Below are 21,609 nucleotides of genomic sequence, written 5' to 3' on the forward strand. Positions count from 1 at the left end.
TGCCTGTTCTGGTAAACCCTAAACAATAAACTGCGTCTATGCTTATTAATTGATATTCTTTTACCTTCGAAAACCAAAAAACAGGACATGGGAAAATTTTTAAAATGGTCAGTCATAAGCCTTGCCTTGATAGCAGGAGTGCTGGTTATAGCTTTTAACATATTGAGGAGCAACACCAAAAAACACAGTCCTGAGCAGGTGGTAGAATTCAAGCAAGATGACTTAGAACTTTCTGTTTTTTACAATCGTCCCTATAAAAATGAACGTGAAATTTTTGGCGTATTAGTTCCTTACGGTGAAGTATGGCGAACAGGCGCCAATGAACCTGCAAGTTTTACCACCAATAAAAACATCACCGTAGATGGTAAAAAGTTACCCGCTGGCAGCTACACACTTTGGACCATCCCCAATAAAAATGAATGGGAAGTGATATGGAATGATAAAGATTACGGCTGGGGGATAACCCTGATGGAGGGTAAGGCTAGTCGCAAAGCTGAGTACGATGTACTAAACGTGCTCGAACCCGTAAAACCAACCTCCAAAACTATCGAGCAGTTTACCATTTCATTTAAAAAGGGCTCACCTATTTTATTTGTTTTGGAATGGGATAATACGAGGATTGAGGTGCCTATTGAGGAGTAAGTTCTTCTTCAATGTTTGAAAGATTTATTGATTATCAATAGAATCTCTAATGGAATTTCAATCCGGTAAGTTAACCGACTCAATCAAATCAGCCAGTTTAGGTTTGCTCAAATCGCGCTTGATAAGTAGTAAATACTCTTGCGTACCAAAAGGAAAACCACAGGTATCACACTGAGCTGGTATTAAATTTGGATATTCCAGTATATATTTAGCTTTTACAGATTGAATTGACCTATTATAGCAATCAATTGCTGAATCTCTCTCACCTAGAGCATAATAAGCATTTGCCCGATGATAAGTTTCACTGCTAGTCGTTTGAACACCTCTTGCAATATTATAATAGTTAATCGACTCACGATAGTTGCCTTTTAAGTATTCGATTTGACCCAAGTGATAATTTGCTGACCAATATTCATTATCTGCAGTGCCCTCTGATTTCGAAGACAACTTTAAAAACTCTTGGTAGGCACTTTCAATATCACCTTTACTCATTTTTGCAACACCAACCCTGAGGATAGTTTGAAGGGTATCCTTAATTCCTAACTTTAAAGCGCTATTATAATCACTTATGGCATTATAATACATTCCAAGTGAAGCATATGCTTCCGCTCTAAAGTAATACAAAGATGGGTCATTATCGTTCCACCATATTAGGTCTGAGTAGTTTCTTATAGCTTCCGAATAATCTCCAGTCCATAGCATTGCATCGTTCGCAGCAAACCATTTTGCTCTCTTATACTCTCTTAGGCAATAACTCCCTCCTAAAAAAAGAACCATCAGTAATACTATACCTAATATTAACTTTCCTTTCATGCTAACTGAAATCCCAACTTACCAGAAACCCAACAGCTTCCAAATCCTCCCAAAAAGACTGATAGCTCTTAGCTACTACCTCAGGATTGTTGATTGTAATTGGCGCCATTAAAGCCAATGGCGCAAAAGCCATCGCCATTCGGTGATCTTCATAAGTATCGAAAATAACACCCTCAAGGTTTTGAATTCCTTTTTTTACTTCCAGGAAGTCATCACCAATTTCTATTTCGGCTCCGGTTTTTTCCAATTCAGTTTTTAAAGCTTTGAGGCGGTCTGTCTCTTTTATTCGCAACGTTTGGAGCCCCGTAATTTTGGCTGGTAAATTTTTGGCCGCAAACACCACGGCTAATGTCTGAGCGAGGTCAGGATTATGAACTAGGTTGATGTCAAATCTCTGCTGTTTCACCTCTCCCTTTTTTAAGCGAAAGCCGCTACCAATAAAGAGGGACTGTATACCAAGTGGCTCAAACAACCCTCTTACAGAAGCATCTCCCTGCAGGCTGTGTTGCAAAAAACCTGGCAAATAAATTTCGGCTTCATCCGTCAAAAGTGCAATGGCATACCAATACGAAGCGGCACTCCAATCGGGCTCTACAACCGAGCTTTGAATCTCCTTTGCTTTTTGATGTGGAATGATAATATCTTCCTCATCCAATTTCGCGTCAAAACCTAACTTACGCATAAGGTTTGCCGTAAGGTAGATGTATGGAGCTGAAACTGAAAAGCCCTTTAACTTGAGGTGAATCCCCTCTTTCATACCGGGACCAATCATCATAAGGGCACTAATAAACTGACTACTTACCGAACCGTCAATTTCTAAAGTGCCGCCTGCTAATTGTTGACCTTCTATTTTTAAAGGAGGATAGCCTTCTTTATCGAGGTAAGTGATTTTTGCGCCAAGCTTATTGAGCGCATCCACCAAAATACCAATAGGTCGCTCGTGCATCCGCTCGCTGCCCGAAAGAGTAATGTTCCTTCCTGCCTTGGTGGCATTAAAAGCGGTATTGAATCGCATAGCCGTGCCAGCATCACCTATATTTATTTCACTATTTTCTGACTCAAGAGCTGCCTTCATAAATGAAGTATCTCTGCTATCCGATATTTTACCAATGTTGAGATTTGGGAAATATAAGTGCTTCAACAAAAGCAAACGATTGGACTCACTCTTACTCCCTGGGACTTCTATTTTGCCAATCACTTTTGATGTGGCATGCGAAAGTTTGATAGCACTCATTTAGGCTAAAATTTTAGTCAGTTTCAAGGCTTCGATGATGTCTTCCTTAGAAACCGGAACATCCACCACACCGTTTCCAATTTGAGTAATCAGCGTAAACCTCAACTCATCTCCTCTATTTTTTTTGTCGCCTTGTATTACCTCCATTAAATCTTCCGCTTTCGCTAAAAAGGATACATCTTGATAAATTTCTTCGAAAACACTTCTTATTTCCTCAGCCTCAGGGTCGCTTAGAGCTGCATATTTTTGAGAAAGATGGGTTTCAGTAATCATCCCCAAAGCAATAGCTTCTCCATGTAGAAGAGGACTATCCGTTTCTAAACTTAGGCTTTCGATAGCATGGCCAATGGTATGTCCAAAGTTGAGCACTTTGCGCGGTCCAGCTTCCCTAAAATCTTTATCAATCACCTCCTGCTTTATAGCAATGGATTTGCGAATCATCTCCTCAGTGGGTACTTCCTCGGCAATGTCAAACTCAATAAGCTCTTTCCAATATTCAGCATCGGCAATAAGTCCGTGTTTCAGCATCTCTGCAAAACCGCTTCTCACTTCCTCCTCAGGTAATGTTTCCAAAAAATCAGGGATTACACATACCGCTTCAGGATTTTGAAACAAACCAATTCGATTTTTATAATGAGCCAAATTGATACCATTTTTACCGCCATTGGAGGCATCCACCATTGCCAAAAGTGAAGTGGGAATATTCACAAATGGAAGGCCTCGCATGTAGGTCCCTGCAAGGAAGCCACCAAGGTCCGTAATTACACCTCCTCCAAGATTTATTACTAAAGAATGGCGGTCAGCCTGCAACTCAGACATCACCATCCAAAGCTGCACAAGCACTTCGGGCGACTTAGTATCTTCACCAGCTTCTACTTCCAGCACTTCACAGCGTGGTAAATCGCCTAATGATTGTAATAAATAAGGAAGGCACAAATCGTGGGTATTTTCATCTACCACAAAAAAAATACTGGAGTAATCGCCTTTGGCAATAAAGGTTTTGAGATGGGAAAATGCATTTTCACCAAACCAAATCAGGTTTTTATCGTTCACTAGATAACGGATTGCTTTTTTCAAAATATCTTTGGCAAAGTAATAAAACCGTGAGCCAACCTAGCTTTTTGTAACCCAATAAATTTTTGCGTGAATGGTAAACTTTGACGACACCAAAACGGCTTTTGCCACCAAAACAGATAGCCAATTAAAAAAGGCCTACTGGCTATTTAAATTGGTAGCAAACCAAAAGCTGGTTTCGTTTGGAAAATGGTCTTCGGCCTTAGCCATGAAAATTGGACTTCCTATAAAAGGAATGGTGAAAGCTACGGTATACGACCAGTTTGTAGGAGGTGAAACCATCAAAGATTGTCGCGATACCATTGAGGAATTGCACAAATATCAGGTGTATTCTATTCTCGATTATTCTGTAGAAGGAGCAAAAACAGAAGATGCTTTTGACGATACCATGGAAAAAACTTTGCAAACCATAAAATATGGCGGTGCGAGAGCGGGTGTTCCATTTGCTGTTTTTAAAATGACAGGTGTAGCACGATTTGGTCTTTTGCAAAAAGTAAGCGAAGGAAAAGAGTTGACAGAAGCAGAAAAGAAAGAATTTGCCAGAGCCAAAGACCGCATAGAAACTATTTGTAAAGAAGCAGGAGAGCAACATATTTCCATACTCATTGATGCCGAAGAAAGCTGGATTCAGCAGGCGATTGACGATATAGCTTTGGAAATGATGCGCAAGCTCAACAAGGAAGAATGTATTGTGTACAACACGGCTCAGATGTATCGCTGGGATAGATTGGAGTACATCAAGCATTTGCATGAAATTGCCGAAAAGGAAAACTTTTATTGCGGTTTAAAACTTGTACGCGGTGCCTATATGGAAAAAGAGCGCGAGCGTGCTTACGAGATGGGCTACAAATCTCCTATTCAGCCGGACAAAGAATCTACCGACAGGGATTATGACTTGGCCATCAATTACATTTTGGAAAACCATAAATACCTATATCTGGTAGCTGGTAGTCACAATGAAGAAAGTACAAGAATGCTTACCAATTTAATGTTTGCCCATGGGCTTGAGAAAGGAAGCAAGCAAGTATGGTTTAGCCAGCTTTACGGAATGAGCGACAACCTTTCTTTTGTGCTAGCCAAAGAGGGATACAATGTGGTAAAATACTTGCCATTTGGCCCAATTGAAAAAACGCTTCCTTATTTAATAAGACGTGCTGAAGAAAATACTTCAGCATCTGGACAAACTACTCGCGAGCTCAATCTTATTGAAAAAGAAATGAAGCGAAGAGGGATCGATTAGTCCCTAAGGATATCTAGATGAAATTGAAAGCCATCGTTTAATAGCGGTGGCTTTTTACTTTATGCCTATTTTCTTCTCATGCTTTCATTCCGGGCAAGGAGCCGGAATCCACCCTTAAATCTACTCTATAAACGAATTCCAGCCTGTCCCGTCAATGCGGGAATCTTCGCCCTGCTTTGCTTGGAATGAGTGAGATATTATATTTTATTTCACCACGGTAACAAAACCACGCTCATCTTTCACTCCGCCTCCTACTCCCACCGATATTTTATAGGTGTAAACTCCCGGCACAGTAACTCCATCATAACTACCATCCCAGCATTCTTCGGGGTTATTATTTTGATATATCATTTGCCCCCATCTATTGAATATAGAAATAGTATAGCTGACATACTGAATTACTGAAACCTTAAAACAATCATTAATTCCGTCACCATCGGGTGTAAAAGCATTAGGTACAAAAAGTAACATTTCACAACCTTCATCATTTACTTCAAAAGAGTAATCTTCAAAATCGCATGTATTATCTACTTCCAGCAGATAATTACCAAGCTCCGATATTGTAAATGGGCTACTTACAAATTCACCATTTAGGTGATAATTAAAATCATTGGGGAAGGCGTATTCTGCTCGATCACCTTCGCATAAGGTAGTATCATTGATTACTAAATTAGGTAGAGGTTTAGCGTTTACATTAGAAATAGTAAAAGAATAAGCAGTGTCAAAACATCCATTGCTCACCTCCAAGGTATGAACTCCGGTATCGGATACTGTGAAATTAGGCGGACTTACCATACCATCTAATATATAATCCAAATCTGTAGGTAAAGAATAACTTACCGGCTCTCCAGGACAAACTGTAGAATCTGACAATGTGAGATTTGGAAGACTTGCAAAGTCTTCAACTACTATGGTATCTACCAAGGTAAGGTCACAACCACAGTCTAACTCTACCCAATAAGTGCCTGGTGCGGTAATAGGTCTTAAGCTATCCGTACTTCCGTTGTCCCATTTTACGCTATTTGCACCATCCGTTGAAAACGCTTTAAGCCAAACTGTATCTCCCCTACAAATTACAGTGTCATTACTACTAGTCAAAAGGCTATCAGGCGGGGGAACTTTAATAAGAGATAAGTCATCAACAAATAATGATGAACCTATTCTTTGTGATGAATCCAAAGCCGTGGTACTAATTATAGTACCTGATCTCAGGTTTTTAAACGAGGTATTCGCCATATCATAAAAATTACCAATGGTAATATATTGCTCACCACCATTAGCTCTAAATGTACCCTCAAGCATATTATATTCAACCGTGTCTAAAATAAATTGAGTACTTGGCCACTCCACCTGAGGAACAATCCCTTGATTAGTAAAATGATTTAAACTAAAAATTCTTCTTTTATATGCGTTAAAGATAAATGCTTTAGTGGTGTCCCTTATAGGTACCTTTGAAAAATGTGCACCAAACCGATTTACGGTACATAAGTACTTGGTATAAAATGTATCAGTTTTTCTGTAGAACAACGGCAATAAATACACTTCAAAATGATAATAACAACTAGCTACCAAAGAGTCGTGCAATTGGCTCTCCAAAAATGTCTTGCCAGATGATAGTGCCTCGCTATTTCCCCCAGCACTAACTATTCCAAAAGCCTGTCCTGTTCTCGGTTTCAACAAATTCAAATAACCCTGCATATTTTCTAAAGAATCGGAGTTAACACCTCGCGAATTCCTAAGAGTTGGACTCCACCAATCTAGTACCCCAGGAAAATTCACCATTGAAGTGTCCGTCCCAATATGGTAATTATTGAAATCTTCGAAGGAGGGGTTCTTGATAAGATTTTGGGCTACCCCAACCTTAGCTAGCAGCATTAATGAAATACCATATATAAGGTACTTCTCTGAAATAAATTTATATATGCCTTGTAGATATTTCAAAATAATGTTTAAGCTACCAAAGTATTCCATATATTTTAGAACCACAAAAAACAATTAGTTGCCTGAAATTTGACATTATATTCTTAAAGCAAATCCTAAATTTTAAGACCGTATTCTAAGGCTTTGGAAAAGTTTGCTAAATCTATCTACTCCAAAATCTTTTCCTAATTTCTTCCACCAAATTCCAACCTCTTGGAATTTTGCCAGTCTTTACCATACAGAACCAAGCAACCGTTGGAAGAAAACCTGCAACAAGACCTGATTAACAAATGCCTTAAGGGCGATTCGCTGGCGCAATACAGACTTTTTGATTTGTATGTAAAAGCGATGTACAACACTGTGCTACGCTTGGTTGAAAATAAAATGGAAGCCGAAGACATTGTGCAGGAAGGCTTTGTGAAAGCATTTGGTAAGCTAGACCAGTTTAAAGGGAATTCAACTTTTGGAGCTTGGCTAAAACGGATTATGGTAAACCAAGCTTTGGATAGCTTAAAAAAGAAGAGCCTCGAAATAGTTCCCTTTCCAGTAAATGAGGCCGCTTTTGAAGATGATCATTCACCTGAAGAGAGCAACGACTTAATGCCTAGTCCGGCAGTGGTAAATGCGCAAATACTAAAATTACCCAAGGGCTGCAGAATGATTTTCACCCTTTATCAAATAGAGGGGTATGAGCAAAAGCAAGTGGCCGAAATGCTGGATGTTTCGCTAAGCACTGTAAAAACACAGTATCGAAGAGCCCGATTACTATTGAAAGAACGATTAATGGCACTGAAAGATGAAAGATAAATTCGATGAATATTTTGACGTCCACCGCAAAGAAATGGACACAGAGGAACCGAACCGAGCCTTGCTTTGGAAGGGCATCGATGCAGCTTTGGCACAAAACAAATACAGCCAAAAACTACAGCTATGGCGAATTGCTGCCGTGATTTTAGCCTTTGTAGCTGTGGGTCAACTCGCTTATATTTTGGTGAGCCAAGGTGAAAATCAAAAGATGAGGAACGAAACTCAATTGGCTGCTGAAAGCAAATCTTCTGGTGCGTTTGAAACACTTGAGGCCAGCTACCAAACAGAGGTAAAAACACTTGAAGAAAAAGTAAATTCAAAAGAAATAGACCGCTCAGAATACGCCTTGCTTTTGGAAGAGCTGGATTATATTGAAGAAATGGAAACAGATTTTAAAACTGACATTCCATTGGCAAATGACAAGGAGCGAATAGCCGCCATTTTGGTAGACACGTATGAGAAGAAAATCATGCTTCTAGAAAGGCTTCTTCAACAAATAGACCGCAACGAAAAACAAAAGGAGAAACTGGAAAAGAACTGGATTCCGCTTAACAACTCCAACAAATCACTATCGCTATGAAAACCTTGATTTCTTATACAAAATTCGTTTTGGCAGTAGCGGTAATAGTCTTTGCTCTGCCTCTTTCTGCCAAAGGACTACGCAGCACAATTACAGACACCAAGGTGATAAAGAAAAGCTTTGATGTGAACGCTGATGCGCAATTTAACCTCACCGGAAGGGAGGCGGATATCAACATCACCACCTGGAATCAAAACAAAGTGGAAGTAACTGTTACAATTATCGTAGAAGCTTTTGAACAAGAAGAGCTTGACAAAATGCTGGACGCTTTGGTTCCAAACATTACAGGTAGCCGAACAAATGTAACAGTGGAAGGACCTCCCTGTGGGCAACAGGAAACCGTGATTGGAAACCGTAGGAGAATAAAGATGAACAATGAGGTGTATAAAATAAAAAGCTACCGATTTAAGTATGACATTAAAATGCCCGCTACCAATCATGTAAATCTCAAAAATCGCTTTGGAAATGTAAACATGGACAGACACACCGCCATGGTAGATTTAGAACTTTATGAGTGCGAACTGAAAGGCTCAGGAATCAACTCTTTATCCACCGTTGCCAACCTTCGTTTTACGGATGGAAGTCTGGGCTCAACAAAAGCTTTAGATTTAAAAATATATGAGGGCGATGTAATTCTACAAGAGGCCACAGCAATGACTTTGGACTGTAAGTTCTCTAATTTCAACATCACCCGTGTTCAGGATGCAAACCTTTCCGCTTATGAATCTAATGTAGATTTAGGGGTCACCAATATTGTTTCTGCCAAGCAAAACTTTGGAAAGCTAAAAATTGCTGAAGCAAAGATTTTGAACCTAAAAAGTTATGAACTGAAGTTGGAGGCGGGTCAAGTGGAAACCCTCAATTTTTCGGATTGTAAATTCTCAAAATTCACTTTTGGCCAAGCCGGAAAGGTTACCGTAACTTCTGCCTATGAATGCACCATGACGATTGGTCAATTGCAATCTATGACCATAGATGCTAAATTTTCTACCCTCAACATTGGTCAGCTGGAAACCTCGGTAGTGCTCACAGGATATGAGTCGAGCCTAAATATTGGTAGCGTTTCAAAAAACTTTACAAAACTAAGTGTGGATGGAAAATTTTGTAGCGCCAATATAAACCTAAGCAAAGGCGCAGGCTACAACTTAAATGCAGACCTCAGCTTTGGATCTCTTCAATTTCCAAAAGAAAACATGGAGAATCTCAAGGTAAATAAAGAAGGAAATAAGGTATCCGTATCAGGTAAAACACGCGCATACAATGGAAATACCTCTATCAGCCTTAAAGGATATGAAACGAGTGTAAACTTAACTAGTAACTAGCCTTAAAGCTTTTTGAACTCCAGGGCAGTGGCAACACTATCACAATTCTGCCACTCCATGGCAAAAGAAAGTCTATCCTCTCGTTTAAGATCTATCCAGTAGGTTTTGCAAGAATCCATGCCTCTATCGGTTTTTTCGAAATCTACCTTTCCCCCACGCATCATATCCTGAATATCTGCAGAGTCAAGGCTTGATTCATCAAGCTGGCGCTGAATATCGGCTGGTATTACCATTTGCTTTCCGCGAATGTCATACAACACTCTATCATTCGGGAAGTATGTACATTGAATATCGTCTCTGTCTCCAAACATGAAAACAACAACCATCGTACCAAGGCCTACTCCCAAAAGGTAGAACAGCGCTTTCTTTAAAAACTTCATGAAAAAAATTTTGGCAAAAATAGGTAACCGTTTGGTCTTAATGACCCAGTGAAAAGATTAAATGATATTAATCAAACAACAAATGCGCATCGGTGTAAGGCAAATCAAACCACTCGCCTATTGGCTTATTTACAAGCGTACCATTGCACACATACAAGCCTTTGCGTACCCCAGAATTTCTATGTAAAATCTCATCCACACCACCATATTCACCAATAGAAAGTAAGACTGGGCCAAGAATATTACTCAGGCTAAATGAAGCTGTACGACTTACACGCGAAGGAATATTAGGCACACAATAATGTACCACATCATATTTATTAAAAACAGGATTAGTGTGACTCATCAACTCGGAAGTTTCAAAACAACCACCTTGGTCAATGCTCACATCCACAATTACACTTCCGGCTTTCATCTTGCTCACCATATCCTCAGTAACTACACAAGGCGTCCTTCCAGACTCTGAACGAATGGCTCCAATGGCTACATCGCAACGCATTAAAGCTTTTTCAAGAATTTTCGGCTGAATCACACATGTGTAAATTGGCATATTACTGAGTGTATTTTGCAACCTACGAAGTCTGGAAAGTGAACGGTCAAAAACTTTCACATTGGCACCAAGTCCCAGGGCTGTGCGTGCTGCATAAGTCCCAACGGTTCCCGCACCAATAATAACAATTTCAGTAGGTGGAACACCCGAAACTCCACCCAGCATAAAACCCTTTCCGTTGTTGGCATTACTCAAATACTCAGCGGCAACAAGAACTGATGTATTCCCCGCAATTTCGCTCATACTACGAACTACAGGAATAATCCCATCCTCATCTTCCATATTTTCAAAAGAAATGGCGGTCACCTTTTTCTCCATCAATTTTTGGAAGTAGCTTTTCTTTTGAGCTTTTAGCTGAAGCGCAGAAATCAAAGTCTGGCGATGCTTCATCATATCCAGTTCCTTCAAAGATGGTGGCTCAACTTTTAGAATAATATCACTTTCGTAAACCTCTTCGGGTGAATACACAATTTGAGCGCCAGCTTCTGAAAAGTCAGCATCTGTATAATTAGCTCCTTCTCCAGCTCCGGATTCAATGATTACATCATGGCCATTGTCACAAATGAGCAACACACCATCAGGTGTCAACGGCACTCGCTTTTCCTGAAAAGAAGTTTCCTTGGGGATACCAATTTTAAGGTCTGACTTCGCTGTTTTCACTTCGAGCACTTCCTCCTGAGGCATCAGCTCAGATGATGAAAAAGATAAAAACCCGGGTTTACTCATTGGTGGCTGTTTTAATCACAAAATGTCGGTCATTTCCATCAACAGAAATCTCAACCGTAGCGCAATCTTGAGGCAGTAAGTTACTAATTTTTTCAGGCCATTCTATAAGGCACTTGCTTCCGCTGTAAAGGTATTCATCAATACCCATATCCAAGGCCTCACTTTCATCATCTATCCGATACAAGTCAAAATGATAAACGATTTCACCGCTTGCCGATTGATACTCATTCACCAAAGAATAAGTAGGACTGCTAACCTCATCTTCTATTTCAAGTTCTTTGCAAATAGCCTTGATCAGCGTGGTTTTACCAGCCCCCATTTGCCCTTTAAGCAGAATTACATCTTCGTCAATGGTATCCAATATCCAGCGAGCCACTTCTTGTAAATCATCAATAGAATGGCTGATTTTACTCAACATCATGTTGCAAATATAATTCGCTAACGTGGGGTGAGCGTCACAAAAGGAACTATCATTTCCTCAAGCGATAAACCTCCATGCTGATAGGTATTGGAATAATACTTTACGTAGTGATTAAAATTATTCGGATACGCGAAAAACAATGACTCCTTAGCAAACACAAATGTGGAATTGATATTTGGCTTTGGCAGATAAATATCTTCAGGATTTTTCACCTCATACACATCTTTAAACTGGTAACTCATGCCGCGACCAACCTTATATCTAAGGTTTGTGTTTACGCTTTTATCGCCCACCAATTTAGTCGGATCATCTACATTAATAGTACCGTGATCTGTTGTGATAATAAGTTTCACTTTTTTGTCAGCCAGTATTTTTATCATGTCCAACAGGGGCGAGTTTTGGAACCAACTTTTAGTCAATGAGCGATAAGCCTTGTCATTATCGGCAAGTTCTTTTATCACTTTCATATCGGTTTTAGCGTGAGAAAGCATGTCTACAAAATTGTATACCACCACATTAAAAGGGTTTACAAGCATGTTGGAAATATTATCCACCAGCTTCTTCCCTGCATTGTGATTTGTAATTTTCTTATACCCCACTTTCATGTCACCATGCCCAAGACGCTTCATTTGGTCGAGTAAAAAATCTTCTTCATAGTTGTTTTTTCCCTCCTCATCATTATCATCTACCCACTTGTCACCAAATCGCTTCTTTATTTCCAAAGGCATCAATCCGCTAAAAATGGCATTTCTGGCATATTGGGTAGCCGTTGGTAAAATGCTGTAAAAGCTCTTTTCTTCGTCTGTAACATAATACTGCTCAATGATAGGCTTTATCACTTTCCACTGATCATAGCGCAGGTTATCAATTACTATGAGGCAAGTTTTATCGTTTGCTTTAATGCTTGGATTCACCCATTTTTTAAATAAGGTATGCGACATCACAGGAGCATCTTCACCATTATGTAACCAATCTTCATAGTTTTTAGAAATAAACTTGAAGAATTGCGAATTAGCTTCCTTTTTCTGCGTCAGTAAGATTTCATTCAAACCCTCATCTTCAAGTTGATCCAGCTCGAGCTCCCAAAAAATAAGTCTCTTATATAAATCTTCCCACCCTTCAAAGTCGTTCACCATGCTCATATCCATGGCTATTTGGCGAAACTCCTGCTGGTAGTTACTGGTAGTTTTTTCACTCACCAATCTACGGGTGTCCAGGTTCTTTTTTATAGAAAGTAAAATCTGTTTTGGATTTACAGGCTTAATTAGGTAATCTGAAATCTGAGAACCAATAGCATCCTCCATTATCGCCTCTTCCTCACTTTTGGTAATCATTATCACTGGTATGGAATTGTTTTTAGACTTAAGCCTTTTCAAGGTTTCCAGCCCATCCATACCCGGCATATTTTCATCCAGAAAAATTAAATCATAGCGCTTTTCGTCTACCATTTCCAGCGCCTCGGCACCATTATTTATTTTGTCTACACTGTATCCTTTGTCCTCCAAAAACATAATGTGAGGTTTTAGTAGATCTATTTCATCATCTACCCAAAGTATTTGAATATTGTCCATATTTTTGATGTCGTATTTGTACGCCTGTTATCATTAACAATTATGCCACAAAAGGTTTGAAGCAAACCAATAAGCTCAAGATACTAAACGACCCCATTTACGGGTTCATTACAATTCCAAGCGAATTAATTTTCGACCTTATAGAGCACCCTTATTTTCAGCGTCTTCGCAGAATTTCTCAGCTCGGACTTACCTACTTGGTGTACCCTGGTGCTTACCATACTCGCTTTCATCATGCGCTTGGCGCAATGTTTTTGATGGGGCGAGCGGTAAACATTTTAAAGTCCAAAGGTCATGAGATTACCCGAGAAGAGGAAGAAGCGGTACAAATCGCTATCCTGCTTCACGATATAGGCCACGGGCCATTTTCTCACGCCCTCGAATATAGCATAGTTCCAGGAGTGGTACACGAAAAGCTTTCGCTTGAATTCATGAAAATTCTAAATGAGCAGTTTGACGGAAAGCTAAGCCTTGCTATTGAGATATTTACCAATAAGTATCATAAGCAATTTTTGCATCAGCTTATCAGCAGCCAGCTGGATATGGATCGCCTGGATTATTTACGCAGAGACAGTTTTTACACCGGTGTAACCGAAGGACAGGTAAACACCGAACGATTGATCAGCATGCTCAATGTAGCCGATGATCACATTGTGGTAGACAGCAAAGGAATTTATAGTGTAGAAAAATTTCTGGTGTCCAGAAGACTCATGTACTGGCAAGTGTATCTGCACAAAACCGTGCTTAGCGCAGAGTTTCTGCTCATCCAAATTTTGAAAAGAGCCAAAGACATTTACTCCAGTGATCTTGCGCTACCAGCTGTTTTGAAACCATTTGTAGCTGGAACTTTTAATAAGGAATATAAAGATCTTATTCCCCAGTATGCCCTGCTCGATGACTATGATGTGATGGCAGCCATCAAGGAATGGACCTTTAGTTCTGATAGAGTTTTAAGAAGCCTTTCTGAAATGCTAATCAACCGAAAGCTCCTTGGCGTAAAGGTGAGCGAGGAAATTATTTCTGAAAAGGCTTTATCTCTGAAAAGAAAAGAGATTCAAGATAGATTTGGTTTTACAGAAGAAGAGGTAAAATACTTTGTGTTTACCGAACCCATGTCAAATAATGCTTACAATTCTAATCATGACGGCATCAATTTGCTGTATAAAAATGGTGATTTGATAGATATCGCTCAAGCCTCTGACCAATTAAATATCACCGCATTAAGCAAGCCCGTAGTGAAGCACTTTTTATTTTACCCAAAGCCTTAAACACAAAGGTAAGGCGGCACCAAAAATTTAATACTTTTGGCCGAATGGAATTTTCAGCACAACAAATAGCCGAACTCCTTGATGGCGAGATAGAAGGCGATGCGAATGCAGTAGTAAATCGCCTGGCAAAAATCGAGGAAGGTGAACCGGGGAGTCTTAGTTTTTTGGCCAACCCTCAATATGCCCCCTATATATATGAAACCGAAGCTTCAATTGTAATTGTAAATAAAACCTTTGAAGCTGAGAAACCTGTTAAGACAACGTTACTTCGTGTAGAAGATGCTTACGCTTGCTTTGCCAAGCTCTTGGATCTTTATAACCAGATGCGCCACAACAAAACTGGCATTGAGAAGCAAGCCATAGTAAGTGAGTCAGCTACCATAGGTGAAGACGTGTACATAGCAGGAACCAGCTACATTGGAGACAATGTGACTATCGGTAAAAACACTAAGATATATCCAGGCTCCTACATAGGCGACAATGCTATAATTGGCGAAAATTGCATTATTAATAGCGGAGTGAAAATATATGCTGATTGCCAAATCGGGAATAGTGTAACATTGCACAGTGGTGTAATAGTAGGAGGTGATGGTTTTGGCTTTGCGCCAAATAGCGAAAACTCCTATGACAAAGTTGCCCAAATTGGAAACGTAATCATTGAAGATCATGTGGAAGTGGGTGCCAACACCACAATAGACCGTGCTACCTTAGGAAGTACCATTATCCGCAAAGGAGCAAAAATTGACAACCTTATACAGATTGCTCACAACGTGGAGATTGGTGAAAACACTGTAATTGCTGCTCAAACCGGAGTTGCTGGCTCTACCAAAATTGGCAAAAACTGCATGATTGGTGGACAAGTGGGAATCATTGGCCACCTGACTATTGGTGACAATGTAAAGATTGCAGCACAGAGTGGTATTGGCAGTAACATTAAAGATGATGAAATCGTTCAGGGCTCACCCGCCTTCAACCTAAGAGAATACAAAAAATCATACGTGTATTTCAGAAAGCTCTCAAAGATGGCTGACGAAATAGATGAACTGAAAAAACTTATTGCTAACAAGTGATGATGATGAATCAACAGACCCTAAAGAATTCTATAAGCGTGCAAGGTGTGGGATTACACACAGGAGCAAATGTCACACTTACTTTCAACCCCGCTCCAGAAAATCATGGCTTCGTATTTAAGCGTACAGACCTTCCTGATGGGCCCACTATTCCTGCTTTCGCAAGAAATGTGATTAGCACCGATAGAGGAACTACAATTGGCCAAGGAGATGCCGTGGTAAATACCGTAGAGCATGTTTTAGCTGCTTTAGTAGGACTTGGAGTAGACAACTGCCTTATTGAAATTGACGGATTGGAAACTCCTATCATGGATGGTAGCTCCAAGTTTTTTGTTGAGGCCATTGAAAAAGTTGGCCTAGAGGTTCAGAAGGCTGAACGGGATTACTTTGAAGTAAAAGAGCCAATTTATTTTGAGTTAAAAGATGAAGGCATTGAGATAATGGCCCTCCCTGCAGATGAGTATGGCCTTACCGTAATGGTAGATTATGAGACTCGTGTACTTGGAAGTCAAAATGCTAGCATTGACAGCATCACTTCTTTTAAAAACGACATTGCAAACGCTCGTACTTTTAGCTTTTTGCATGAATTAGAGTTTTTGCTTGAGCACGGCCTTATAAAGGGTGGAGACCTTAACAATGCCATTGTGTATGTAGATAAGGAGCTTTCTACAGAAGCAATGGAAAAGCTTAAAAAAGCGTTCAAAAAAGACAATGTAGCTATTAAGGCAAACGGCATATTGGATAACCTAGATCTTCATTATCCAAATGAAGCGGCTCGTCACAAGCTACTTGATGTAGTGGGTGATTTAGCTTTGGCCGGAAAGCCTATAAAAGGTAGAATTATAGCTACAAAGCCAGGACATAAAGGCAACACTGAATTTGCCAAATTGCTTGAAGCAAAAATTAAAGAAGAGGCTAAAAAGCCAAATGTTCCTGAATATGATCCCAACCGCGAACCAGTTCTTGACGTAAACGGAGTAATGGGATTACTTCCCCACCGCCCGCCATTTTTATTGGTTGATAAAATTATTGAGCAAACCGAAACAATGGTAGTGGGAGTGAAAAGTGTGACCATGAACGAAAACTATTTTGTAGGTCACTTTCCTGGGGCACCAGTAATGCCAGGTGTACTGCAAGTTGAAGCCATGGCTCAGGTAGGCGGGATATTAGCACTAAGTGCTGTGTCAGATCCCGAAAATTACCTTACTTATTTTATGAAAATTGATAACGTAAGATTTAAGAGTAAAGTGGTACCTGGAGACACTTTGGTATTTAGACTTACATTGTCACAGCCTATCCGTAGAGGGATTGTGCAAATGCATGGAGAAACATTTGTAGGGAACAAATTGGTAAGCGAGGCCGACATGATGGCCCAGATTGTAAAAGAAAAAAACAACTAATTCGGCAAGATTAAAGCTTTTAGCTTTTCTTGAAAAAATATTTTGCCTAAACGTAAATTACGATAAATGAATCAGCCGCTAGCATACGTTCACCCATCAGCCAAAATTGCCAATACTGTGGTAATTGAGCCGTTTACTACTATTCACAAGAATGTAGAAATTGGCGAAGGAACCTGGATTGGTTCTAATGTTACCATAATGGAAGGTGCCCGAATTGGAAAAAATTGTCGCATTTTTCCAGGAGCAGTGATTTCTGCCATTCCGCAAGATTTGAAGTTTGAAGGTGAAGATAGCCTAGTGGTGATTGGTGACAACACAACCATCCGTGAGTGTGTTACTATAAACCGAGGTACCAAAGCTTTAGGAAAAACGGTTGTTGGAAAAAACTGCCTAATCATGGCTTGTGCACACATTGCGCATGACTGCGTGATTGGCGACAATTGCGTTATTGTAAATGGCGTGCTTATGGCTGGCCATGTAGAGATGGGTGACTGGGCTATTGTTGGTGGTTTATCGGCCATTCAGCAGTTTGCAAAAATAGGGACCCATGCTTTTGTAGGTGGTGGTTCTTTGGTAAGAAAAGATGTTCCTCCATTTGTAAAAGCTGCCAAAGAGCCTATTTCGTATGCCGGAATTAATTCTATTGGCTTACGTAGAAGAGGTTATGACAACGATCAGATCAACGAGATTCAAAATATCTATCGTATCCTTTTCCAAAAAAATTACAACACCACACAGGCTGTAGACATTATCGAAACTGACTTTGAAGCTACTGCAGATAGAGATGAGATTATCACCTTTATTCGTAATTCTCAAAGTGGTATCATGAAGGGTTTCCGACTAGACTAGAAACCTACAATGGAGGTAATCCTAGAAAATTTAAGCAAGTCTTTTGGTAAGCAAAATGTAATTGAAAATGTAGATTACATTTTTCACCAAGGCAATCGTCACGCCATTTTGGGTGGAAACGGTAGTGGAAAAAGCACATTGCTTCAAATGATTTACGGGTCACTTACACCAACTTCAGGCAATTTAAATTACCAGCTTCGCGGCACTAGTATAAAGCAAGAAGACGTGGTTTTTAAAACCACACTTGCCAGCCCCTACCTGGAACTTATAGAAGAGCTTACCGCAAAAGAGTTTCTTACCTTTTACAGTAAGTTTAGAAATTTCAGAAAGGGTATCTCCCCCGATGAAATTTTAGAATATTGTTACCTCACAGCTTCCGCTAAAAAAGAAATACGCAACTTTAGTTCAGGCATGAAACAAAGACTCAGGCTAAGTTTAGCTCTTTTTACGGAGTCAGAAATGGTTTTGCTTGACGAACCCATCTCCAACCTCGATCCTCAAGGCATGGAGTGGTATCAAAAGTTGGTAAACGAACAGCTAGTTGAGCGCACCCTGATAGTAGGTAGCAACTTTGACGAAAGAGAGATGGGCTTTTGCCCACACAGGCTTGAGATTCAAAGCCTGAATAGATCATAAAGTTTAACTTTGCCAAAATTTAAATAAATGGCTTCAACTTCAGATATCCGTAATGGATTGTGCATCCAGTTTAACAATGCACCATGGCAGATTATAGAATTCTTACATGTAAAGCCTGGTAAAGGCCCTGCTTTTGTAAGAACAAAATTGAAAAATCTTGATAACGGTAAAGTATTAGATCACACCTTTCCAAGTGGTTTTAAGCTAGATGTAATCCGTATCGAAAACAGAACTTATCAGTTTTTATATGATGATCCATCTGGGCATCACTTTATGAATATGGATGATTACAATCAAATCACTATTCCTAAAGAACTTATCAACGCACCTCAGTTCTTGAAAGAAGGAATGGAGTGCAATGTACTTTTTCATGCGGATGAAGACAGACCAATGGTTTGCGAATTGCCGCAAAAAGTAGCTCTAGAAATAACCTACACCGAGCCTGGAATAAAAGGTGATACTGCCACCAACACACTTAAGCCTGCCACAGTAGAAGGTGGTGCCGAAGTACGTGTTCCTTTATTTATTGGCGAAGGCGAAAAGATTTGGATTGATACTGCCTCTGGCGACTATAAAGAACGCTACAAAGACTAGGTAAAATGAAACTACCTAAACCACATAGCTTGGCCGAAATGGCTGATTTTTTGGATTGTGAATTTGTAGGTTCTCCCGAGCACAGCATAACTGGTATTAATGAAATCCATGTGGTAGAGCCTGGGGATATCGTATTTGTGGATCACCCCAAGTATTATGACAAAGCCTTAAACTCTGCTGCCACTACCATTTTGATCAACAAAAAGGTGGAAGCCCCTAAGGGAAAAGGTTTATTGATTTCAGACGATCCGTTTAGGGATTTCAATAAGATTACCAAGAACTTTATGCCCTTCACTCCTGCCTCAGCTAGTATTTCTAGCTCAGCAAGTATTGGAGCCAATACGGTAATTCAACCTAATGCTTTTATTGGTAACAATGTGGTGATTGGCGAAAATTGTATAATTCACAGTAATGTATCCATCTATGACAATACGGTGATTGGTAACGATGTAATCATTCATGCAAACACTGTCATTGGAGCAGATGCTTTTTATTACAAAAAGCGTGAAGATGGCTTTGACCGTCTTTTGTCTGGAGGTAATGTGGTAATAGAAGATCGAGTAGAAATTGGCGCCAGCTGTACTATAGACAAAGGTGTTAGCGGCTCTACAAGAATTGGCTATGATTCTAAGTTAGACAACCATATCCAAATTGGACATGATACTTCAATAGGAAAACACTGCCTAATCGCCTCTCAAGTGGGTGTAGCTGGTTGCGTTGTAATAGAAGATCACGTTACCCTTTGGGGACAAGTTGGAATAACAAGTGGTGTTACCATTGGAGAAAAATCTGTTGTTTTAGCTCAATCTGGTATTGCTCGTAGTCTTAAGGGAGGAACCACATATTTTGGATCACCTGCTGAAGAAGCTCGTAAAAAATATCGTGAACTAGCCTCTATCCGAATTTTGCCTGAATTGATTGAAAAAATCACTATCAAGGATTCATAATTTTCTTTGATTTATAAAATGAAAAATCCCCGCTACAGAATTTTGCAGCGGGGATTTTTAGTTATAGGAATTTGCCATTCATATCAAAAAACATCCCACCACAATTTAGATGCTTTAGAATCACCAGAACTAAGTTCAGCTCCAGCACCAAGAACATTGGCTTCGTTTAACGTATACTCTTCATCAGGATATGTCATCCTCTGAGGAAAAATTCCGCTGAGTTCAGGGTCCATTGATCCCGCTGCTGGCAGCATAATTAAATCTTCACCAGTTACTTTTTTAAAGTCTAAGCGGGTAAACTCATACCACCCTTGCAATCCTTGCATATATAAGGCAAGCCACTTTTGGGTGCCAATCACATTTTTCCAGTCACCATCATTAAATCCTTGCTCCATCACATAACTGTCAATAGCCGCTTGATCAGAAACTCCCCAAAACTCCATAGAGGAACGTATTCCGTCCTCAAACCATTGAGGTCCCGATCCTGTAACTCCCCATCCACGCGCGTGCGCTTCAGCCATCATAAAACAAACTTCGGAGTAGAGCATATAAATACCTGGGGCATTTGCCGCTTCTACCGCCTCTCCAGGCAGACTTACATCATCATTTGGTATGGCGGTAGCCTGAGCGTTAGACAATCCATATTCTAGACCAATATATGTCCCTGTATTCACAGCTGGTCTTGCATAGATAGCTAAACGTGGATCATTTAGTGAATCCATATAACTTACCATAGTTTCTGAAACAGCAAAATCAGTTCTGGTTTTTGCGTTTTCATTAATTGGGTTATTATTCGGATTGGCCGTTTGATATGGAAACAGAGCATTATCAGAGTTAGACCCCATTATATTGGAAGGATCATTGGCTACAGCCGTAAACACAGCAGATGCCTTCGCATCGTTTACATCCGCCATTCTTAAGGCTACTCTGAGCCTAAGTGAATTTGCGAATTTTTTCCACATAGTCGGATCTCCTCCATAAATTAGATCACCACTTCCATAGCTTTCACCAGTTTCATCCAAGTTGTTTACAGCCATCTCCAGCATCGCCAGAATTTCATCATACACGGCTTCTTGAGAATCATATGATGGGCTGAGGATATCAGGATTTAAAGCATCCATGAGAGGCAATGCACCATACTGATCAGACATTACATGAAATGCCCATGCTTTCATAATATTTGCAATGGCTATCTTATTTTGGGTACCCTCTTCTTGCTGAGCCAATGACTTAGCCTCTTCTAGATCGATCAATGAGGAATAAAATGCTCTCCAAAACGTTCTATTCACACTTTCTCTTATTCGATACCTACTTTCTTCAGTATATGCGGTGGCAGACCAATATTGTGCATAGAACATACCTGTACGTGCATTTATCCACTCATCCCACATATTATCCATAAATTCTTTCTCAGCACTGGTTAAAAACCATTCTGATTTTAAGGATTCTGGACTATTAGGGTTTTGGCTCGCTAACTCCTCCATATCCTTCTCACAACTTTGCAACATGAACCCGAGCAAAGCTATCCCTATGTATTTAAGTTTATTTATCGCTTTCATATTCTA

At 39.9% G+C, this 21,609-nt stretch carries 21 protein-coding genes; 12 read left to right on the top strand and 9 right to left on the bottom strand.

Annotation, left to right across the window (positions count from 1 at the left end; translation table 11 throughout):
• Positions 1-87 precede the first annotated feature (87 nt).
• Positions 88-642, top strand: coding sequence for a DUF2911 domain-containing protein (locus OWEHO_RS08980; RefSeq protein ID WP_014202158.1), 555 nt, complete (start codon positions 88-90; stop codon positions 640-642).
• 57 nt (positions 643-699) lie between these two features.
• Here OWEHO_RS08980 and OWEHO_RS08985 read toward each other — a convergent pair whose 3' ends face one another.
• Genes OWEHO_RS08985 through aroB form a run of 3 tightly spaced genes read right to left on the bottom strand, consistent with a single transcriptional unit; the run spans position 700 to position 3,766 of the window.
• Entirely contained in the window at positions 700-1,455 is a 756-nt protein-coding gene (locus OWEHO_RS08985) for a tetratricopeptide repeat protein (RefSeq protein WP_014202159.1), read from the bottom strand.
• A gap of 1 nt (position 1,456) precedes the next feature.
• Positions 1,457-2,689 carry a 3-phosphoshikimate 1-carboxyvinyltransferase gene (locus OWEHO_RS08990; protein ID WP_014202160.1) on the bottom strand — a complete coding sequence of 411 codons (1,233 nt, stop codon included), beginning with the start codon at positions 2,687-2,689 and terminating at the stop codon, positions 1,457-1,459.
• The gene (gene aroB, locus OWEHO_RS08995) at positions 2,690-3,766 is read right to left on the bottom strand and encodes a 3-dehydroquinate synthase (RefSeq protein WP_014202161.1); all 1,077 of its coding nucleotides are present in this window, start codon (positions 3,764-3,766) and stop codon (positions 2,690-2,692) included.
• 70 nt (positions 3,767-3,836) lie between these two features.
• Here aroB and OWEHO_RS09000 point away from each other — a divergent pair, with 70 nt between their 5' ends.
• Positions 3,837-5,003: a proline dehydrogenase family protein gene (locus OWEHO_RS09000; protein ID WP_014202162.1), complete on the top strand. Its 1,167-nt coding sequence runs from the start codon at positions 3,837-3,839 to the stop codon at positions 5,001-5,003.
• A 204-nt stretch (positions 5,004-5,207) separates the two neighbouring features.
• Here OWEHO_RS09000 and OWEHO_RS09005 read toward each other — a convergent pair whose 3' ends face one another.
• Complete coding sequence (locus OWEHO_RS09005) at positions 5,208-6,944, bottom strand: gliding motility-associated C-terminal domain-containing protein (protein WP_169312775.1); 1,737 nt, start codon at positions 6,942-6,944, stop codon at positions 5,208-5,210.
• 192 nt (positions 6,945-7,136) lie between these two features.
• Between OWEHO_RS09005 and OWEHO_RS09010 the strand changes: the two genes are divergently transcribed.
• From OWEHO_RS09010 to OWEHO_RS09020, 3 genes are read left to right on the top strand one after another with little or no spacing between them, the layout of a single operon-like run.
• Positions 7,137-7,730 carry an RNA polymerase sigma factor gene (locus tag OWEHO_RS09010; protein ID WP_014202164.1) on the top strand — a complete coding sequence of 198 codons (594 nt, stop codon included), beginning with the start codon at positions 7,137-7,139 and terminating at the stop codon, positions 7,728-7,730.
• Positions 7,720-8,310 carry a hypothetical protein gene (locus tag OWEHO_RS09015; RefSeq protein ID WP_014202165.1) on the top strand — a complete coding sequence of 197 codons (591 nt, stop codon included), beginning with the start codon at positions 7,720-7,722 and terminating at the stop codon, positions 8,308-8,310. Before OWEHO_RS09010 ends, OWEHO_RS09015 begins: the two co-directional genes overlap by 11 nt.
• Positions 8,307-9,632 carry a hypothetical protein gene (locus OWEHO_RS09020; RefSeq protein WP_014202166.1) on the top strand — a complete coding sequence of 442 codons (1,326 nt, stop codon included), beginning with the start codon at positions 8,307-8,309 and terminating at the stop codon, positions 9,630-9,632. Before OWEHO_RS09015 ends, OWEHO_RS09020 begins: the two co-directional genes overlap by 4 nt.
• Positions 9,633-9,634: 2 nt before the next feature.
• Here OWEHO_RS09020 and OWEHO_RS09025 read toward each other — a convergent pair whose 3' ends face one another.
• The 4 genes from OWEHO_RS09025 to porX all read right to left on the bottom strand — a co-directional run bounded on the left by OWEHO_RS09025 (position 9,635) and on the right by porX (position 13,280).
• Positions 9,635-10,012 carry a hypothetical protein gene (locus OWEHO_RS09025; RefSeq protein ID WP_014202167.1) on the bottom strand — a complete coding sequence of 126 codons (378 nt, stop codon included), beginning with the start codon at positions 10,010-10,012 and terminating at the stop codon, positions 9,635-9,637.
• A gap of 67 nt (positions 10,013-10,079) precedes the next feature.
• Positions 10,080-11,288, bottom strand: a complete 1,209-nt coding sequence (locus tag OWEHO_RS09030; protein ID WP_014202168.1) for an alanine dehydrogenase — start codon at positions 11,286-11,288, stop codon at positions 10,080-10,082.
• On the bottom strand, positions 11,281-11,709 hold the full coding sequence (gene tsaE, locus OWEHO_RS09035) for a tRNA (adenosine(37)-N6)-threonylcarbamoyltransferase complex ATPase subunit type 1 TsaE (RefSeq protein WP_014202169.1): 429 nt from the start codon (positions 11,707-11,709) through the stop codon (positions 11,281-11,283). The genes OWEHO_RS09030 and tsaE overlap by 8 nt, the downstream gene beginning before the upstream one ends.
• Positions 11,710-11,726: 17 nt before the next feature.
• On the bottom strand, positions 11,727-13,280 hold the full coding sequence (porX, locus tag OWEHO_RS09040; protein WP_014202170.1) for a T9SS response regulator signal transducer PorX: 1,554 nt from the start codon (positions 13,278-13,280) through the stop codon (positions 11,727-11,729).
• A gap of 56 nt (positions 13,281-13,336) precedes the next feature.
• Between porX and OWEHO_RS09045 the strand changes: the two genes are divergently transcribed.
• The 7 genes from OWEHO_RS09045 (at position 13,337) to OWEHO_RS09075 (ending at position 20,044) form a co-directional block, all read left to right on the top strand.
• Positions 13,337-14,548: an HD domain-containing protein gene (locus OWEHO_RS09045; RefSeq protein WP_014202171.1), complete on the top strand. Its 1,212-nt coding sequence runs from the start codon at positions 13,337-13,339 to the stop codon at positions 14,546-14,548.
• 44 nt (positions 14,549-14,592) lie between these two features.
• On the top strand, positions 14,593-15,618 hold the full coding sequence (gene lpxD / locus OWEHO_RS09050; RefSeq protein ID WP_014202172.1) for a UDP-3-O-(3-hydroxymyristoyl)glucosamine N-acyltransferase: 1,026 nt from the start codon (positions 14,593-14,595) through the stop codon (positions 15,616-15,618).
• 2 nt (positions 15,619-15,620) lie between these two features.
• The gene (locus tag OWEHO_RS09055; RefSeq protein WP_014202173.1) at positions 15,621-17,018 is read left to right on the top strand and encodes a bifunctional UDP-3-O-[3-hydroxymyristoyl] N-acetylglucosamine deacetylase/3-hydroxyacyl-ACP dehydratase; all 1,398 of its coding nucleotides are present in this window, start codon (positions 15,621-15,623) and stop codon (positions 17,016-17,018) included.
• 66 nt (positions 17,019-17,084) lie between these two features.
• Positions 17,085-17,867, top strand: coding sequence for an acyl-ACP--UDP-N-acetylglucosamine O-acyltransferase (gene lpxA / locus OWEHO_RS09060; RefSeq protein ID WP_014202174.1), 783 nt, complete (start codon positions 17,085-17,087; stop codon positions 17,865-17,867).
• Positions 17,868-17,876: 9 nt separating this feature from the next.
• On the top strand, positions 17,877-18,503 hold the full coding sequence (locus OWEHO_RS09065) for an ABC transporter ATP-binding protein (protein ID WP_014202175.1): 627 nt from the start codon (positions 17,877-17,879) through the stop codon (positions 18,501-18,503).
• A gap of 27 nt (positions 18,504-18,530) precedes the next feature.
• Entirely contained in the window at positions 18,531-19,097 is a 567-nt protein-coding gene (gene efp / locus OWEHO_RS09070) for an elongation factor P (RefSeq protein WP_014202176.1), read from the top strand.
• Positions 19,098-19,102: 5 nt separating this feature from the next.
• Positions 19,103-20,044, top strand: a complete 942-nt coding sequence (locus OWEHO_RS09075; protein ID WP_014202177.1) for a UDP-3-O-(3-hydroxymyristoyl)glucosamine N-acyltransferase — start codon at positions 19,103-19,105, stop codon at positions 20,042-20,044.
• Positions 20,045-20,127: 83 nt separating this feature from the next.
• On the opposite strand, the gene OWEHO_RS09080 is transcribed toward OWEHO_RS09075, so the two are convergent.
• Positions 20,128-21,603 (bottom strand): SusD/RagB family nutrient-binding outer membrane lipoprotein, encoded by a 1,476-nt coding sequence (locus OWEHO_RS09080; protein ID WP_014202178.1) that lies wholly within the window; start codon positions 21,601-21,603, stop codon positions 20,128-20,130.
• Between the last annotated feature and the right edge of the window lie 6 nt (positions 21,604-21,609).

Source organism: Owenweeksia hongkongensis DSM 17368, assembly GCF_000236705.1.
In the GTDB taxonomy this organism is placed as follows: domain Bacteria; phylum Bacteroidota; class Bacteroidia; order Flavobacteriales; family Schleiferiaceae; genus Owenweeksia; species Owenweeksia hongkongensis.